Genomic DNA, 18,224 nt, shown 5'->3' on the forward strand with positions numbered 1-18,224 from the left:
CGCTCATTAATTGATGCCGTTTCTCATGTATTATTTATGGCTTTGGTAAGTTATCTTAATTATTTTATTTGGCTGCCGCGTTTTTTAAAACGCCGCAAAATAGGTCCTTACCTCCTCGAGTTTTTTGTATCCTTGATCATTATCGTTAGTTTACATATTTGGGTTAAAAGGCTCATTTATGCCGATATGATAAATTTCGGAAAGCAATTTTTATACTCCGAAAAATTCGTATTCCAACACATCGTCATTACGCTTTTCATTGTATTTTTTGTGGGTATGCTAAAATTTGTAGAGGATTGGTTTGCCCTTGAAGCCAAGAAAAAAGAAATAGAAAACGAAAAACTAAGCACCGAATTAAGATTCCTGAAAGCCCAAATTAACCCTCATTTTCTGTTTAATACGCTCAATAACCTCTACTATTTGGCTATGACAAACTCGCCAAACACTACGGAGGTAATAGAGAAACTTTCGCACATGATGCGGTACATGCTGTATGACTCTAACCACAACAAAGTGCCACTAGAGAAAGAAATAGCCTACATGCAAAACTACATCAGCCTAGAAAAGCTCCGCCTTGAGAATCAGGTTCCGGTTGAATTTGAGGTGATAGGCGAAACCAACGGCGTGCAAATATTGCCTTTGGTATTCATTACTTTTCTTGAAAATGCCTTTAAACATGGCGTCAGCAATGAATTTGAAGGCTCATTTGTATCTATTAAAATAGAGGTTTTTCCATCCAAGATTATTTACAGCGTAAAAAACAGTAAACTCCCCAAAGAAACGCTTTTAGAAAAGTCAGGAATAGGCTTGGTAAATGTTAATAGAAGGCTGGAGCTTTCGTACCCTGATAAATTTACCTTAGAAAAAAAGGAAACAGATACAGTATATGAAGTAAAAATAAGCTTAGATTTAAGTTGAAAAAACAAGCTAGAGTATGAGGAAATACACCTGTATAATATTAGAAGACGAACCACTTGCCCGTAATTTGATAGAAGCTTACGTATCTAAACTATCTCAAATAGAGCTAGTTAAATCTTTTGGCAGGTCCATGGCAGCCTTAGATTATTTGAGAGAAAACGAGGTGGACCTTTTGTTTTCAGACATACAGATGCCCGAAATAACGGGAATATCCCTACTTAAACTCTTGAAAAACAAGCCGCTTGTGATTTTGACCACTGCATATTCTGAATATGCCCTGGAAGGTTATGAACTCGAGGTATTTGATTATTTGTTAAAACCAATCAGTTTTGAGCGTTTTTTGAAGGCTACAGAAAAGGCTATTATCAGGCTAGACGAAATTCAGGCAGCGAAAGGAAATACGCAGTCGGCTACAATAATAGCTGAACCAACGCTTTCACCAGAAAGCCAAATAATATTTGTGAAAGACGGCACCAAGCTGGTAAAAGTTAGACTAGATGAAATCCAATATATAGAAAGCCTGAAAGATTATGTTTGCATACACACCCCTAGCAAAAAAATAGTAAGCTTACAAACCATGAAGTCGCTGGAGGCAAGTTTGCCCAGTAGCCGATTTATACGTATTCACAATAGCTTCATCATCGCTTATGATGCTATTGATATCATAGAAAAAGATAGGATAGTAATCCAAAAAACTACTATCCCTATCAGTGATTCTTATAAAAAAGCCTTTAAAGAATTTGTAGATTCTAAAAAACTCGGCATTTAATTTATTCTTAAAATACCCAATTATTTAAACTTCGTGCTCAATGTTATGATATTGGCAACCATGCCGTTTGTTCGGGTATAGTGCCCGTATCTGATTTCCATGGTATTCCACCATCTGTTACCTAATATTCCACCTGGAGGAGCTATTCGAAGACCTGCTCCATAAAATGAGCTACTGAAAGCCGAAATGTCAAAATCTGAGGTATAATAAGTTTGGCTTAATATATGTTTTTGGTAGTCTGCAAAATACTTAACAGCCGTTTGAGTATTATACCTAATATGTGGCGTAACTGACAAAAATGAATTGATTTTGTACGGGATTTCTATACTTGCCGTATGGGCTTTCATGCCCCAGTCGTCTACATAAAATCTATAAAAAGATCGGATAATAAACTTGTCTCCCAAAAAATAATTGGCCCTAATGCTCATCGGCAGTTTCATTCTTTGGCCGGGCAGTTTTTCTATTTTCATGGTATTGTCAGTAAAGTATACCCTATGAAATGGTGTGCTCAACAGCCCCTCTTGATAAGCCGGCTCAACCATAAGCATCATTTGGAGGCGTTTGGTCATAACATGTGAAAGCCCAACAGACAAATTGTACGAATTTCGAGGTTTAAAGTCTACATTCTGATCTCCCTCTGCCCCTGACCCATAGCCAGCTGGCCGAACTTCATAAGGCAAAATGGCCATCCAAGTATCAAAAAACGCTCCTGCACGTAAGGTCAGCTCGGTATTATTGTCTTTTGATGACTTCGAATAATTTACATTTCCGCCATAAGACTGGTAATCCCATTCGGTAGAATAGGCTACACCTGCACCTATTTGAGAATGCGTTTTGTCGTCTTTTCTACTCCACGAAAGACTCGGGTAAAAGTGGAGATCACTCATAGAAGCCGAAGAAACCGAACGAGGGTCTATTTTGTCAGAAGAAGCCGACGAATAATAGTCCATAGCAGCATCAAAAACCAGTGAATTTATACGTTGGGCTTTGTCTTTGTATGAAAGTTTAAGATCTATCCCTTGGGCTATATCATAGAGCTTTTCTGTACCAATACCGCCTGTTACAGCAGAATGGTTACCATTTTGTTGGTAATAACTCGACACAAAATTCACTTCGTCAAGCTGCAAGGTTCTAAAACCCGACGAGGTGGAGTCTTCGCGAGCGGCTTTGGTGCCGATTCTAAACTGTGCCTGAGCAGCAGACCATGCCATGCAGTATATGCCTACGCTTATGAGTATTTTTTTCATTTAGGGGAATTTAGATTTTAAATAGAATTAGTTACACCCGCAGCCACCGCCGCTTTTACCGCCATTGGCACCTGCTGCACCCTCGCGATAGAGGTAAAAATTGGTCTCAAACTTTTCTACTTTTCTATTTGCCAGTTCCATCTCTGAGTCGTTTATTCTGCTTTTTTGGTATTCTTTCACCGAAACACACGAACTCATTCCGAGCAAAACTCCCGCACTAATTATGATTACTTTCTTCATTATATTATCCAATAGATTTTATACAAGATTTATGTTTTTAGAGGTGTGAAGCGTATTGGTATCGTCTATGATGACACAGGCAATTCCCTTCATTTGATTTATAAGCCCCAAACCTGCCTTTACTCCCAAAATGGTAACTGGCGTAGCCATGGCGTCAGCAAGTTCGGCTGATGTACATATCACACTTACGCTTTTTATGCCGGTAATGGGCAAGCCCGTTTTGGGGTTAATAGTGTGGCTATATTTTTTGCCGTTGATCATCACAAACTTTTCATAGTTGCCCGAAGTGGCCACTGCCAAATTACTGATATCTAGACTCGAAAATGCCTTATTTTTTATGTCAGGATGTGCCAATGCTATGGTCCAAGGCTTACCGCTTGCTTGGTTCCCCCAAGTAGTGAGGTCGCCACTTGCGTTTACTATTCCGCTGTTTACGCCGTTTTCTATCAGAATAGCTTTGGCTTTGTCTGCCGCATATCCTTTTCCTATTCCACCAAAACCTATTCGCATTCCTTTTTCTTTCAAAAAAACAGAACGGAAGTTTTCGTCTAAAACAATATTTTGATAGTTTATCAGCTTTACCATTTCAGCGGCTGTTTCATCGCTCGGTAGGGCAGTCATGCTTTGGTCAAAATTCCAAAGACTTTTTTCTAATGACCCATAACTAAGGTCAAATGCCCCATCTGTAAGTTTCGATATTCCTTGAGCACGCTTGATTAGTTCAAAAACCTCAGAATCAACCACTACGGGTTTTATACCCGCATTTAGATTTATTTCGGCAGTTTGACTATCGTCTGTATAAGTCGTTAAAAGCTTTTCTATTCGGCTTATTTCGGCTACCGCAAGGTCTATTTTTTCATTTGCCCAAGTTTCGGTAGGCCCCACTACGGTAATCGTGAATCGGTTTCCCATGAGTTTAAGGGTTCTCGAAAAACTCCTTTCCGTCATAAATACGCCTTAATTTCTTCTTTTAAAGAAGCTATGCTCAGGTCTTTCGGGTAGCCGTCCCATTCTTTTAGCACTTTGCCATCGGCATTTATTAGTACACTGAAAGGAAACTTGCCTTTATTGTTATATTTTTCGGCGAGGGCCTCGTTGTGTTGCGTTTGTTTTTTATCTAATTGATTCTTTTTTTGACGGGGAAAATCCGCTTTTACCAAAACCAAATGCTCGTTTGCAAACGCACCAAATTCCTCTGACTCGTAAATGTCTTTTTTGAGTTTAATGCACGGCCCACACCAATCTGAGCCCGAAAAATAGAGTAAAATAAGCTTATGCTCTGCTTTTGCTTCAGTTTTGGCTTGCTCCATGTCAAGCCCCCAACCTGGTGAAAACAAAGCGAAAACAGAAAATAGGGTTACAAATAAGAATTTCATATTTTTTATTAAAATCAATATACTACAACTTTGTTACCGTTGGTTGCCACTTTATATACCGTCAGGCCTTTGGAGCCTTTAGAGTTTAAACCTACGCCTGCCTGAGAAAAACGGGCACTGTGAGCGGTGCAATACCATTCTTCGTTCGAAAAAATTACTTGTTTTTTAGGTTCGTGGGTACACGTAACGGTGGCCGCAACCAGTTTTCCCGATTTGTTTAAAGCCACTACAATGTTAGAAGCTATCACATATGCATTTCTATTTTTGAGGTTTGCATAAGTAGACGAGCTCAAATCGAGGACAAGTAAGGTGTTTTTTATACTATTAAGACTCTCCGTTGAAATCAAAGTAGAGCTATCTATTCCCGTAGTTGAACTTGTTGTTGTTGGCGTGGTGGCGGTTGTCGTGGTAGTCCCAGTAGTGCTGCTTGTACTGCCAGTTTGACTACCTGAAACTGCTGATGCCGAGGTGCTTCCGTCCGGGTTTTGGACCAAGGCTTCTATATAGGTATCTTCCTTATTTACACATGAAGCCAACAAAGCAACCAATGCACCTCCTGTAAAGCCAGAAGTCTTCAAAAATTCAAACCTGGTCATATATGTTTATATTTTTCGTCTTTTGATTATCCATACGAAATAGGCTATCAAAATGTTGCCTTTCCGTTAGATAAAAAAAACAATATTAATGTATTTCACAGAATATTATTCTACTTATTAGATAAATCCCAAACAAAAAAAATGAGGGAACCAATACGGAACCCTCATTTTGAATATTGATTATATTTCTGTTTTTACAAACCCAATAAACCGCCAATCTTTATAGAAAGTGATAGATTTGTTTGAGCTCCTGCTCCTACTCCAACAGCCTTTAAATTTGTGCTACTGCTGGCCTCTAAAAGTGTGTTTACACCTAAAGCTAAATCAGAACCTGACTTTGGCTTGTCGCAATAAATCTCGTATTCGCCTTGTTGTAAAAATGCTAAAGTAAAGTTGCCTGAGCCATCGCATTTGCTACTTGTTACAGCATTGGCAAATTTAATATCGCTAGAACCTTGGCCTTTGATTTCGCTGCTTTGGTTAAATGTACCTTTCTTGTACACATACACTATCACGTTAGACCCTACTGCCCCGTAGTTTTCTACTTTTCCCTTAATCATACCAGTATTCGACTTGTTTTCAGCTCTTACCGCAGCCGAAAGCTCACTTTTACTTACAAACGAATAGTCACTATTGTTAGACTTGATTGCTTTTCTTAAGTCAAAATCCACCACGATTTCGGTATTTCCATTTTCAGAAATTACAAAATTCTGTGGTTTCATCTCGATTTCGGTTTGCGTACCGCTCGAAAACTCAAGTTTTTCTTTTGTACCATCTGACTTTAAAACATAACAACCTGGACCAGACGAAGCTGCATCTTTTTCTGAATCTAACACAAATGAAATTTTAGAATAACTATCGGCCGCCACTGAACTTTGTCCCAAGTTAAGGGCATTCCCATTTTGAAGCTCCAACACGTTTACAGTTTTAGGTCCTTTAAATCCATTAAATACCTGACCATCTATTTTTACTTCTGTAATTGTCACAAAGGCACCTTTTACTTCAGCATTGTCTATTGGAGCGTCGGTGATACTTACCGTTAAATTACCTTGTGCTGCATTAGGATCATTGATGTCAGTTTTTGGTCCAAAAATGCCATTTTCGCATGACATATTTACTAGTGAAACCAAAAGAGCAAGTGAAAGTGTTTTGCTTACGTTTTTCATAATTAAATGGAGTTTTTGTTTTTACTTTTTTTAGATATTGAAATAATGAAACAACCTATACCTGAATGTTTCGATACCCAAAAGTGAGCTCACAAAATTAAACCCTTATTAAATAGAAATTAAATTAGCCTTAAAATAACTAATCAACTAATAATCAGTAATTTAAATTAAAATAAAAATGAATATATTAATAGAAAGCAATAAAGAAGTTAAAACTTATGCAGGATTTTGAAGGACTTTTTTGAAGCAAATACTACTGCCAAAACCTTGATAATGACCATAATTAGGGATAATATGATATCCTCTTTTAAAATATAATTTGACCGAATCATTTTGGACGATACCGGTTTCACAGATAGAATTTTTATATCCTAGTTCTACCGTCCATTTTTCTAGTTCGTCCATTACCTGACTGGCAGCTCCTAGCCTTCTGGCCGTTTCAAGTACAAAAATTCGTTTTATTTCCATGGTTTCGGCATCAAAACTCTCCATGGCACCACTGCCTATACATTCGCCATCTTTGTAGGCTAATACTACGTAGTCGAGGTTATTATTGTGATTAAACTGCGAGAAGAAGTCATGCTCGTCTCCGTCTATTTCCTCTAAATAGTTATCAAGTAACGTAACTAAACGTTGAAAATCCAAATTTGAAGAATCAGTACGAGTAAGCGTAATCATCAGATAGTATTTTTTTATATTTAGGGACACAAAGAAAAGCACAAAATACCGTATACCGCAATATTATAAACTACAAAAAAATAGAACTGCCAAAGGTATATAGGTATTTTAATATTTTTAACAAATATTATGCTATTAGCTTCAATATAAAAAAAATATTTTTTCTCTAATACAAAATAGCCCAATCCGGAGAGGAATGGGCTATATAGTAATATTTAAAATTCGTTCCGCTTATTTACACTGTTCCAAAAAATAATTAGATTCTACTTTTCCCCAGTTTGGGTGCAAATTAGACTGCGACTTAAAGGCTTCAAACTTCATAAGTGCTTTTTCGAAAAACGGTTTAGCTTTTGCTTTGCCACCACCAAAGTTTTCGGGTGTATAAAACATATTTGTTCCTTGTAGATAATAAATTCTCGGGTTTTCAGGATTCAGCTTTGTGGCTTTTTCAATGGCCTCGCTGTACTTTGCACCGTATGTTTGCCACCTGTCCATCGGACTTACAGACATTCTCGCTGAGGCATATTGAGCCGTCAAAACCTCCAATTCGTCATTTTCAACCAAAGCTTTCGCTTTATTTAGAGCTTTTTCAGCCAAATCTAACACTTGATCTTTTTCGCCCGGAGTGGCTTTTTTAAACGAATCAGAAATATAACCGAATGCCACCCAATAGTTTGGCAGCCATTCTGTTGGCTCAGCTGCGGCTATTCGCTCTAACTTGTTTACGGTTCCCTGTAGCGGTGCCTCATAAGAAGCAGTTTGCATTTCAGCTACAAGGCTGGTCATCGCTTTTTCATAAGCGGGCTTTTGAGCAAACACAACAGACTGAGACAAAAAACACATGGCGGCGATAATGAATACTTTTTTCATGATAATTATCTATTTTATTTTATGTTTTAAAAAAATTAATGCGATTAAAAATTAAGATCTGCTTCTTTTGAGCGGCCATTTAGCTTACCCAAAGTCCAACTCACCCCAAAAAACACCGTACGATACATCGGAGGCTTAACCTCAAACCTTTGGCTTCCATCTGGTGAATACCTGTAGCCAAACACATTTTTTCGACCCAAAATATTGTCCATGATAAAGTAAAATACCACAAACTGTTTTTTGATTTGACGCACGTGGCTGCCCATAAAACTGAAGTTTTGAAAAGCTTTGGTATAGCTAGCCGTCTGAAAAGTTTCGCCCATGGCGTATATAGGCCTGCCAGAGGTATGCGTAAACGTGAAACCGATATTGGTAGAAATTGGTGTTATAAACTGCTTATAAACCAGACTTAAATTATGTTTTGTGACAAAATACGGCGTGGTCATGACTGGGTAGTTTTTAAACTTTCTTTCAGAATCAAGAAAAGAGTAAGTCAACCAAATGTCACCATTCTTCAATGATTTTTGGTCTCTAAAAAACACATCGAACCCTTGGGCGTAACCTTTACCCGAGTTATTGGTAAGTCCGGTTGGAAACCTGTATGGATTAGGATCAAAAGATGGCGTTTGTTCTACTACTAAGTCGCTGTATTTTTTATAGAAAGTTTCTATTCTAAAGGTGCGTTGGTCTTTAATAACTTGATAGTTAAGTATCAAATGGTCGGCCATTTCGAAACCCAGGTTCTTGTTTATATACAGATATTCTTTCTCTGGATTTTGGTAAAACCTACCCGCTGCCAGCGAAAACTGAGCAAATTCGCCAGACTTTACTGCTACCGAAAACCGAGGAGCAAGGTTAAATTTATTTAAAACCGAAGTGTGCTCTGACCTAAGGCCAAACCTACCTGCTATTTTAGAAGAAACATAAAACTCAGACTCTGCAAATAAACTGGCGTAGTGGTCGGTTAAGCTAAGCGTGTTAGCACCATACATATTAGACAATGCTATGTTGTGGTATTCGGCTCCTAAAGTTAAAGTGTTTTGTTTTTGCCCTCCAAAAAGCTTATTTACCACCGACCGCAACTGCGTTCTTTTGTCTGAGCGGTTGGCATCTACACCGTTTAGCTTAAGCAAATCGCGATTGTCAGATACCGAAATGCCGGATAGCCACACCATGTCTCCTTCGCCAAAAATGTGTTTGTAAGAAGCATTGCAGAAGAAATTTTTGTTTTGATTGCTAAACACATACGAACTATTCTCAGCATCGAAAGTTGGAAGTTTAATAGCAGACGAATTATCAGAATAGGTGGCGTAGGCCTTTAAAACCCCATTTTTAGATACATTTTGATTTATGGTCAAAGACGAACCGATACCTTGAGGCACCTTATCGAAGTTGAAATTATTTTTTACCAACCCAATAAAAGGTTTGATGTTAGAATAATTAATGGATCCCGTTATCCAGCCTTTGTGGGTATAAGAAGCCCCAAGTCCGGCTAGATTGGCAGAAAGATTTAGATTTGAATTAGAACTGACTTTGTCGACTGTATTCAGTAACAAAACCGACGAAAGTGCTTGGCCATATTGAGCCGAATAACCTCCGGTGCTAAATGCAGTGCCTTTAAACATAAACGGGTTAAACCTACCTCGCTGCGGAATATCGGGCGTGCTACTAAAAAACGGATTTTGGACAATCATGCCGTCAATCACCGTTTTGGTTTCATTGGCAGAGCCACCTCGCACAAACAGCCCCTCCTGCTCCCCTACTCGGTTTGCACCTGGCAAAAACTGCATTACAGCCACTATATCGGCACCTGCACCGGCCGTGGTCACGATGTCCATAGGCTTGAGCATCACCATTTTTTTCTCGTCAGAGGCTTCAAACATCCCCGCCGAAACCACCACAGCATTAAGTGAATTGATGGACTCTTTGAGTTTGACATCTATTATCAAAGGCACCTTAGTTTCTAGTGTTATCTCTTTTTTGAAAGGCTCATAGCCCATCATGGTAACCGATATCACTTGAGGACCCACTTCTTCTGTAATGAACTCAAAATTTCCGTTTTCGTCTGATGTGCCGCCGTCGTAAGTTCCTACTAACGAAATATTTGCAAACGCAATGGCTTCGCCTTTGGCATCGGCTACTTTGCCCGAAATTTTGGACTGACCAAATGCCAGCGATGTGCTTATGAGTAATAAAAGAGTAAATAGCTTTTTCATATATTCTTGTGATTTGATGTTACAAAACTGCATCAAAGCACCTCCAAAAAGGAGAGAATATCGATAAGCTATATGTTTTTTGGGGTTAAATAAATGTTTTACTCAGGTAAAAGAAATCTTAAGTTACTTGTCGGCATTATTTGCCTGTTCTAATATAATATTCAATTACGCCGTGACAGCCAGCGGCCATCATCAGTTGTTTTTCGTTTTCTGGCACTTTTCTTACTCTGGCACTCATTCCGAGGTCATTTATAAAAATGGTGCGTTCTATATCTCTTATGTTAGGCGGGCTCACGTTTCGCATAATAATGGCCGAAAGGGCATCCATATACGTACCAAAGTCAGAGATATCGTGCGGAGCAAGGCCTTCTTTCTGGTATAATTCGTGGTCTATTTGCAGGCAGCTTTCTAGTCTAAACCCTAAAGTCTGAGGATTAAAAATAGGCTCACTTTTAGCCGAGTCCATGTATTTTGTATTATCAAAAATATCAATTGGAAAATTGGCTAACAAACCGCCGTCTACATATAAACTGCAATTTTCACCTTTTTGAGGTTCATTAAATACCCTTCCGTCATCGGTTAGCCACACGCCTTTGTAGTATAGAGGAATAGACATTGATACCCGTACGGCATCTGCTATTCGCATATTCGGGTGAGTTTCGTGAGAAAACACCACGAGTTTTTGTTTAGAAAGATTAACACCTGTAACATACAAATCTCGAAATGGATAAGACGAGGCCAATTTATGTAAATCCGCAAAAGTTAGATTAGCATTTCCTGTTCTGTTGAAAATCACCTCTTCCATTTTGGCCAAAAAACTATCTCCCCTAAACCAACCGAACTCTTTAAACATCCGCTTGGCACCACGCACCACAAAGCCGTCGTCGTTAAAAGACTCCACGGGGGTGTTGGTAATAATTTCAACGATTTCTTCGGGCGTATATCCAATGGCAAGTAAACTCGCCTGAATGGCTCCTGCCGAAGTACCTGCCACACGTGTTACATCTTTTAGCACACCACGGGTTTCTAATTCCAAAAGTGCCCCTCCATAGGCAATACCTTTTATACCTCCACCTTCAAGCACGAGGTTACGGATTACTTTTTGTTGAGCAAATATTTGTTTACTGAAAACTACATTTAAAAGAAAAAATACTAAAACTATAGAACTAAAATGTATGCTTTTTTTCATGGGAATTATGACTTTTTATCAATCTTTACAAATATCCTAAATTATAAACGCATTAGCACAAGCAAAAAAGGTCTTTGAGACAAAAAATTGGTAAATTGCACCCCAAATTAAAAGTGGCGTTTACTCATAAGCATGAAATTTAGTATCATCACGGTTTGCTATAACAGCAAAGACACCATTGAACAGACCATAAATAGTGTTCTTAATCAGACTTTTAAAGATTTTGAATACATCGTTATAGATGGCGGTTCTAAAGACGGCACGGTAGATATTCTACAAAAATATCAAAACCAAATCACCTTCATTTCAGAAAAAGACAAGGGCATATACGACGCCATGAATAAAGGCCTCAAGTTGGCAAAAGGCGAAGTAATAGGCATGATAGGTGCCGATGATTTTTACCCAAGCAATGACGTCTTGGAAGCTGTGAACGCGGCATTTGACACTTATAAAACAGATGCCATATACGGCGACAAGCAATACGTAAACCCGGAAGATACCGAAAAGATAGTCCGCTACTGGACCGTAGGCAGCTACAAAAAAGAAAACTGGCTAAACGGCTGGATGCCACCACACTTGTCATTTTATCTAAAAAAATCGGTATACGACGCCTACGGACACTATCGCACTGACTTTACGTGTTCAGCAGACTATGAGCTAATGCTCAGAATGTTATACAAAAACAATGTATCGGCTCACTACCTACCCAAAGTAGTGATGACCATGCGAAACGGCGGCACAAGTACTGCCTCGTGGAAACACCGCATGGTAGCCAACCAAGAAGACAGAAAAGCCTGGAAAATTAATAATCTAAAACCAAGGTGGTACACACTTTGGTGGAAACCACTCTCAAAAATCACTCAATTATTTATCAAAAAATAATATGCGAATTGTAATCCTTACCCAAGACGACCCTTTTTATTTAGCCGAAAATATTGATTTTTTAATCAAAAACCTGCCTCCGTATGCCGAGGTGGTGGGCACTGTACTGTTTGAAGTTTCTCCTTTCGGAAAAAGAGAGTCTTTTACTGACAAAATGAAGAAGACGTATTCGGTCTTTGGACCCACGTTTTTTGCATATTATGGCCTTAAATTTTTGGGTTCAAAACTAAATTCTAATAAGTCTATCGTAAAAGTTTTGGCGAGACACAATGTGCCTTTGATTCAAATAGATGGCAACATAAACAGCAAAGAAAACAGAGCAAAAATAAAGTCGTACGATCCAGACCTTTTGGTCTCTATCGGTGGCAACCAAATATTTAAAAGACCGCTGCTTGACCTTGCCACCAAAGGTTGCATAAACCTACACACGGCGTTATTGCCTAAGTACCGTGGCCTGATGCCCTCTTTTTGGGTATTGAGACATAACGAAAAATACACGGGAGTTTCGGTATTTTTTGTAGACGAAGGTATTGACACCGGCCCGATATTGGTACAAGAAAAAGTGGAGATTGGCAACCGCAGCCAAGAGGCACTAATCAAACATACCAAGCAAATAGGCATGGAATGCATCATTAAAAGTGTGGAAAAAATCAACAGCGGCGACTACACGCTCATCCCAAATCCGGACGAAGACATGACCTATTTTACGTTTCCTACAAGCGAAGACGTTAAAGCATTTTATAAAGCAGGCAAAAAGTTTTTTTGATGAATATCCTCAGTTTCGACATAGAAGAATGGTTTCATATACTAGACAATGACGCCACCAAGTCTGAGGCAGACTGGGCGAATTTTCCGGAGCGAATCTATCAAAATATGGACCTCATCCATGAGCTTTTGGGCGACCAAAAGGCTACTTTTTTTTGCATAGGCTGGGTGGCACGTAAATATCCCGATGTGATAAAAAGAATAGCAGCCGCTGGCCACGAAATAGCTACGCACTCAGACTTACACCAACTGGCCTATGAGCAGTCGCATCGTGTATTTAACGAAGACCTTTCGCGTTCCATCCAGCATTTGGAAGCCCTAACGGGCAAAAAAGTAAAGGCTTACAGAGCTCCTGGGTTTTCTATTATGGAAGAAAACAAGTGGGTATTTGAAAGCCTCATTAACCACGGCATAGAAATAGACTGTTCGGTTTTTCCAGCAAAAAGAGCCCACGGAGGCTTTGAAAACTTCGGAACAGCGGAACCCTGCTGGATAGACATAGACGGTCATAAACTAAAGGAATTCCCGATAAACTTAGAAGTAATAGGCGGCAAACCGATGATTTTTTCGGGCGGTGGATATTTTAGGCTTTTGCCGTACGCAGTGCTTAATCATTTTTTCAAAAAATCAGATTATGTGATGACGTATTTTCATCCGAGAGATTTTGATGCTCAGCAGCCTATGGTGCCGGGTCTTAATGCCTTCCGTAAATTTAAATCTTATTACGGTCTAGCACATACAAAAGGGAAACTTGAAAAACTCATAAAAAACCATAACTTCGTAGACTTAAAAACCGCTGACAGTCAAATAGATTGGTCAAAAGCGAAGGTTGTCCGAATTTAAACAATTAACCAATAATTATTATAAAATGAACTATGCTTTGCAGTTGGAGCAAACGCTTATTAAGCTCTCCATTCCATTTTATGCCATTCTAATTTTAACCGAAATAATTGTAAGTAACTACCAGCATAAAAAGTATTATTCTATCAAAGAAACACTAATGAACGCTGTTTTGACAGTTTTTAACGGTGGCATCGACTTACTTTTTAGGGGCGTGTATGTGTTGATTTTACTTTGGTTTTACGAGCACAAACTCGTTTCTATCCAAAACCCCTATTGGTATTGGTTTGCTTTATTTTTCTTTCAAGAGCTGGCGTTTTATACCCTGCACTATGTAGACCACTATTGTCGTTTTTTCTGGGCGGCACACGTAACCCATCATTCTTCTGAATATTTTAATATCACGGCGGGTTTCAGGTCGTCGGTTTTTCAGCCCTTGTATAGGTTTATATATTTCATTCCTTTGGCAGCGGCGGGGTTTGAGCCAGCAGATATTATTCTAATGTATGCAATGACCCAGCTGTATGGGGTTTGTGTACATACCAAATACAAGATTTCATATGGGTGGTTGAGTTATATTTTTGTGGACCCTTCGCACCACCGTGTGCACCATGGCTCCAATGTGGAGTATCTAGACAAAAACATGGGCATGTGTTTGATAATTTTCGACAGGCTTTTTGGCACTTACCAAGACGAACTTGAAGAAGTACCCGTAACATACGGCACCACGCAAGTAATAGAAGACAAGTCTATTTTGAATACCATTTTCCACGAATACAAAGCCATAGTGCGAGACTTCAGGGCTGCACCTGACTTACTGACGGGACTGAAATACGTATTTTTCGCTCCGGGCTGGTCACACGATGGCCACACTTTAACGAGTAATCAGTTAAGAAAACAAAAGGAATCAGGAAAGGCATAAAATAGAAAAAGCAGCTCGATGAGCTGCTTTTTGATTTTAAAACTACTTAATATTTATTCTGCCAAAAACGGATATTTATAATCCGTAGGCGACACAAATGTTTCTTTAATAGTTCGGGCATTTACCCATCTCAACAAGTTCAATTTAGAACCCGCCTTATCGTTTGTACCCGAGGCTCTTGCTCCACCAAATGGCTGCTGACCCACAACTGCCCCCGTTGGTTTGTCGTTGATATAAAAATTACCAGCGGCGTCTACCAATTTAGCTGTTGCTTGGTTAATTGCATACCTGTCTTGAGAAAACACAGCTCCAGTTAATGCGTATGGTGAAGTGGTATTTACCAACTCAAGTGTTTCTTCCCACTTGTTTTCATCATAAACATATACGGTAAGTACCGGTCCAAAAATCTCCTCGCACATGGTCGTGTATTTTGGGTCTTTGGCTTGAATAACAGTCGGCTGAATAAAGTAACCTTCTGATTTATCGAAATTACCACCGGCTATTATCTGCACATCAGCATCTGTTTTAGCATCTGAAATATATTTTGAGATTTTATCAAATGCTTTTTCGTCAATAACGGCATTTACAAAATTAGAGAAGTCTTCTGTAGGCCCCATTTTAATTTCAGCCAGGTCAGCTAGCATATATTTTTTAACGTCTTCCCAAAGATTAGAGGGAATATAGGCACGTGAAGCCGCCGAACATTTCTGTCCTTGAAACTCAAATGCTCCCCTTACTAGGCCAACGGCTACGGCTTTTGCGTCAGCAGATTTGTGTGCAATCACAAAGTCCTTTCCGCCTGTTTCGCCTACTATTCTTGGGTAAGCTTTGTATTTATTGATGTTTTGACCAATGGTTTTCCAGATACTTTGAAACACCGCCGTGCTACCAGTAAAGTGAATACCCGCAAAGTCAGGATGAGAGAAGGCGATATCGCCAGCCAAAGGGCCGTCTACATAAATAAGGTTGATAACCCCATCAGGCAGACCTGCTTCTCTGAATACCTCCATGATAACTTGAGCCGAAAATATCTGCGTGTAAGCAGGTTTCCAAACACACACATTACCCATTAAAGCCGCAGAAGCTGGCAAATTACCCGCAATAGCCGTGAAGTTAAATGGCGTTAAAGCATATACAAAACCCTCAAGAGGACGGTATTCTGACTTATTCCAAATACCTTTGGCAGACTGTGGCTGCTCGGCCATTATCTCTTGATAAAAGGCAACGTTAAATCTCAAAAAATCTATTAGTTCACATGCCGCGTCTATCTCCGCTTGGTAAGCATTTTTAGACTGACCCAGCATAGTAGAGGCGTTTATTTTCGCTCTATAAGGCCCTGATAACAAGTCAGCTGCTTTTAAAAATATAGCAGCACGCTCGTTCCAAGGCAAACTTGCCCAGTCAGTTCTCGCTGCCAATGAGGCATTTATAGCCGCGGTAACGTGCGAAGCATCTCCTTCAGATGCATACCCCAATATGTGTTGGTGATCATGCGGGGGAGAAAGTTTTATTTTTTTATCGGTAAATACTTTTTCTGAACCTATGTACATAGGCACTTCTATCTGCGTAGCTCTCATTTCAGCCAAGGCTTTCTTTACACTTTCTCTTTCAGGAGAACCCGGTGCGTAGTTAAGTACAGGCTCGTTTTGAGGAAGCGGAACTTGATAAATGGCATTATGCATAATATTCTTTTGTGTTTTATTGATGAATGAATATTGCAAGTTCGGAAGTATTGGGTATTTAAACAAAAAAAACACCTTTCATTTTGATTTGAAAGGTGTTTTGATTAAATCTAATACTTACATGGAAGTTTTATTTGATTATTGTTCATAAGTTAAAAGAACTTTATAAGCTCTTCCTTGCAAACTTGATCCAACAAAGTTCAATTCTATATTAGCTCCATTAATTTTCCAAGCAAAATTAAATCCTGAACCATATGCACTATTTGGGCCATAATAATCACCTGTACTACCAAGAACATGAACATCTACTGACAATATTTTTGAATCAGTTAGCCCATGTGGGATAGTTGTAGTGGCAGTTGCGGCAGTTGTTCCTGTTAATTTCTTCATTTTTATAGCAGGTGCACCATCGCCTAAGTTGCTAAAGCCGTTAACATCTAAATTTCCCGTTGAACCATTTCCAATTTGTACCTTAGCATTACTGTAATAATTTAGATATAAAACAGAACCTGATGTATTGTTCCAAGCCTCTATATTATTTCGATCAAAGGTAGAGTGAAAACTATTTGTTTCACCAATTGCAAAAGCACCCGTGGTACTACTAGTAGTAGAAGTTGATGAAGTCACATGCAATGGAAAGTCTGGACTATTGGCAGCAGAACTTCCTACACCCACTCTACCATTGACAACCGACATACCCAAAACACTCCCAGTTTTGTTTGCAGAGGTAGTTCCGTTTGTGAAAAAATCTAACCTACCTGTAAATGTGCCATTGTCCCCACTTTCTATATATCCTGGTCGCCATTCATTCACAGTGTTTCTATCAGACCATATACTCAATCTACCACTACCAAAACCAGCTCCTAATTTAGAAATATTAATTCCATTATCAGCAGAACTACTTGCAACTTCAAATGTAGTACCTGGGGTAGCAATTCCTATTCCAATTCTTCCTTGGTTAGTAATCCTCATTCTTTCAATATTACCAATAGTTTCAGCAGTCGAAAATCTTATAAAAGCTGGATTTACTGCACCATTCCAGTCCGAACTAGCTACCATTTCGATGCTAGCACCATCATCAATTAAACCACCTGATCCCCATTGACCTTTACCTTCAATTCTCAATAGCGTTTGATTGGCTAAAGTAGTAGTGGGTGCCGCCAAAGTACCGTTTCTCCTTAAACCTATAATTACTGGATTAGAAACACTCTCCAATACCAATTGATCTGAAGTGGAAGACTTATTCTGAATATTTTGGGGAAGTATAGTAACACTTTGCGAGAAAGCAAAATAGGAAACACCGAAAAAGATGCTTACAAATAATAAATATTTTTTCATAGTTGAAAACATTTTAAGAGTAAAGAGATATATAACTTGATTCAAATGTATATGGTAAAACTATAGACCCAAAAGAGGTTTTATCTAATGGCGAAGTGTTTTATTTTATGGTATACACCAAGTTATCTAATTCATTACTAAGCAAATACTCCACAAATGCACGTCCCTTCCTACGAGAGAGCATGTGCTGATTCCCGTCTTTCATTTTGGCATAATACACCCCGTCTTTTTGAAAAACGTTTTCTAAATAATCGATATTTATGAGTAAACCCTTCCGCGGAGAAAAGAAATTTTGGAAAGAACCCAGGCTGTCAGAAAACAGCCTCAATGTAAACGAACTGAGCAAAACTCCTTGGGTCTTGGTGGTAATTGAACTGTAATTGCCATCGCCCACTATGTATTTAATTTCTTTGGTAAGCAAAGCCTGTTTTCCGTAGTTCAAAACAAGGCATGGATTTCCGGCGTGAGTAAAAGTAGTTTTCATAGCATTCTTTTTGGTTATAATTGTGTTAATAGAAAAATCGAACTGA

At 38.9% G+C, this 18,224-nt stretch carries 19 protein-coding genes; 6 read left to right on the forward strand and 13 right to left on the reverse strand.

Translation table 11 applies throughout. From position 1 onward, the window contains the following. Nucleotides 1-186: 186 nt before the first annotated feature. Complete coding sequence (locus ACFOOI_RS09535; protein ID WP_379837401.1) at nucleotides 187-918, forward strand: sensor histidine kinase; 732 nt, start codon at nucleotides 187-189, stop codon at nucleotides 916-918. 16 nt (nucleotides 919-934) lie between these two features. Continuing rightward, nucleotides 935-1,687, forward strand: a complete 753-nt coding sequence (locus ACFOOI_RS09540) for a LytR/AlgR family response regulator transcription factor (RefSeq protein WP_379837403.1) — start codon at nucleotides 935-937, stop codon at nucleotides 1,685-1,687. 20 nt (nucleotides 1,688-1,707) lie between these two features. Here ACFOOI_RS09540 and ACFOOI_RS09545 read toward each other — a convergent pair whose 3' ends face one another. The 10 genes from ACFOOI_RS09545 to ACFOOI_RS09590 all read right to left on the reverse strand — a co-directional run bounded on the left by ACFOOI_RS09545 (nucleotide 1,708) and on the right by ACFOOI_RS09590 (nucleotide 11,265). After that, a complete protein-coding gene (locus ACFOOI_RS09545) occupies nucleotides 1,708-2,934 on the reverse strand; it encodes a DUF3570 domain-containing protein (protein WP_379837405.1) in 1,227 nt (408 codons plus the stop codon). A 27-nt stretch (nucleotides 2,935-2,961) separates the two neighbouring features. Beyond that, nucleotides 2,962-3,174 (reverse strand): DUF4266 domain-containing protein, encoded by a 213-nt coding sequence (locus tag ACFOOI_RS09550; protein WP_379837407.1) that lies wholly within the window; start codon nucleotides 3,172-3,174, stop codon nucleotides 2,962-2,964. An 18-nt stretch (nucleotides 3,175-3,192) separates the two neighbouring features. After that, a complete protein-coding gene (locus ACFOOI_RS09555; protein ID WP_379837409.1) occupies nucleotides 3,193-4,086 on the reverse strand; it encodes an FAD:protein FMN transferase in 894 nt (297 codons plus the stop codon). A gap of 32 nt (nucleotides 4,087-4,118) precedes the next feature. After that, entirely contained in the window at nucleotides 4,119-4,550 is a 432-nt protein-coding gene (locus ACFOOI_RS09560; RefSeq protein ID WP_379837411.1) for a thioredoxin family protein, read from the reverse strand. Between the two features lie 14 nt (nucleotides 4,551-4,564). Further along, nucleotides 4,565-5,146: a (2Fe-2S)-binding protein gene (locus ACFOOI_RS09565; protein WP_379837413.1), complete on the reverse strand. Its 582-nt coding sequence runs from the start codon at nucleotides 5,144-5,146 to the stop codon at nucleotides 4,565-4,567. Nucleotides 5,147-5,340: 194 nt separating this feature from the next. Next, entirely contained in the window at nucleotides 5,341-6,312 is a 972-nt protein-coding gene (locus ACFOOI_RS09570; protein WP_379837415.1) for a DUF4382 domain-containing protein, read from the reverse strand. A 216-nt stretch (nucleotides 6,313-6,528) separates the two neighbouring features. Further along, on the reverse strand, nucleotides 6,529-6,990 hold the full coding sequence (locus ACFOOI_RS09575) for a GNAT family N-acetyltransferase (RefSeq protein WP_379837417.1): 462 nt from the start codon (nucleotides 6,988-6,990) through the stop codon (nucleotides 6,529-6,531). A 231-nt stretch (nucleotides 6,991-7,221) separates the two neighbouring features. After that, entirely contained in the window at nucleotides 7,222-7,860 is a 639-nt protein-coding gene (locus tag ACFOOI_RS09580; protein WP_379837419.1) for a hypothetical protein, read from the reverse strand. 44 nt (nucleotides 7,861-7,904) lie between these two features. After that, nucleotides 7,905-10,076 (reverse strand): TonB-dependent receptor, encoded by a 2,172-nt coding sequence (locus tag ACFOOI_RS09585; protein WP_379837421.1) that lies wholly within the window; start codon nucleotides 10,074-10,076, stop codon nucleotides 7,905-7,907. Nucleotides 10,077-10,212: 136 nt separating this feature from the next. Then, nucleotides 10,213-11,265, reverse strand: a complete 1,053-nt coding sequence (locus tag ACFOOI_RS09590) for a patatin-like phospholipase family protein (RefSeq protein WP_379837423.1) — start codon at nucleotides 11,263-11,265, stop codon at nucleotides 10,213-10,215. 132 nt (nucleotides 11,266-11,397) lie between these two features. Here ACFOOI_RS09590 and ACFOOI_RS09595 point away from each other — a divergent pair, with 132 nt between their 5' ends. Genes ACFOOI_RS09595 through ACFOOI_RS09610 form a run of 4 tightly spaced genes read left to right on the forward strand, consistent with a single transcriptional unit; the run spans nucleotide 11,398 to nucleotide 14,674 of the window. Then, entirely contained in the window at nucleotides 11,398-12,147 is a 750-nt protein-coding gene (locus tag ACFOOI_RS09595; RefSeq protein WP_379837425.1) for a glycosyltransferase family 2 protein, read from the forward strand. Nucleotide 12,148: 1 nt separating this feature from the next. After that, nucleotides 12,149-12,913 (forward strand): methionyl-tRNA formyltransferase, encoded by a 765-nt coding sequence (locus ACFOOI_RS09600; RefSeq protein ID WP_379837427.1) that lies wholly within the window; start codon nucleotides 12,149-12,151, stop codon nucleotides 12,911-12,913. Next, nucleotides 12,913-13,755: a polysaccharide deacetylase family protein gene (locus tag ACFOOI_RS09605; RefSeq protein ID WP_379837429.1), complete on the forward strand. Its 843-nt coding sequence runs from the start codon at nucleotides 12,913-12,915 to the stop codon at nucleotides 13,753-13,755. The genes ACFOOI_RS09600 and ACFOOI_RS09605 overlap by 1 nt, the downstream gene beginning before the upstream one ends. 25 nt (nucleotides 13,756-13,780) lie before the next feature. Next, complete coding sequence (locus ACFOOI_RS09610; protein ID WP_379837431.1) at nucleotides 13,781-14,674, forward strand: sterol desaturase family protein; 894 nt, start codon at nucleotides 13,781-13,783, stop codon at nucleotides 14,672-14,674. A 53-nt stretch (nucleotides 14,675-14,727) separates the two neighbouring features. On the opposite strand, the gene pruA is transcribed toward ACFOOI_RS09610, so the two are convergent. From pruA to ACFOOI_RS09625, 3 genes are all read right to left on the reverse strand, one after another. After that, complete coding sequence (gene pruA, locus ACFOOI_RS09615; protein ID WP_379837433.1) at nucleotides 14,728-16,356, reverse strand: L-glutamate gamma-semialdehyde dehydrogenase; 1,629 nt, start codon at nucleotides 16,354-16,356, stop codon at nucleotides 14,728-14,730. 138 nt (nucleotides 16,357-16,494) lie between these two features. Continuing rightward, the gene (locus ACFOOI_RS09620) at nucleotides 16,495-17,694 is read right to left on the reverse strand and encodes a hypothetical protein (RefSeq protein ID WP_379837435.1); all 1,200 of its coding nucleotides are present in this window, start codon (nucleotides 17,692-17,694) and stop codon (nucleotides 16,495-16,497) included. A gap of 100 nt (nucleotides 17,695-17,794) precedes the next feature. Then, nucleotides 17,795-18,178: a LytTR family transcriptional regulator DNA-binding domain-containing protein gene (locus ACFOOI_RS09625; protein WP_379837437.1), complete on the reverse strand. Its 384-nt coding sequence runs from the start codon at nucleotides 18,176-18,178 to the stop codon at nucleotides 17,795-17,797. Nucleotides 18,179-18,224 lie beyond the last annotated feature (46 nt).

Source organism: Lacihabitans lacunae, assembly GCF_042649125.1.
GTDB classification, from domain to species: Bacteria; Bacteroidota; Bacteroidia; order Cytophagales; family Spirosomataceae; genus Leadbetterella; species Leadbetterella lacunae.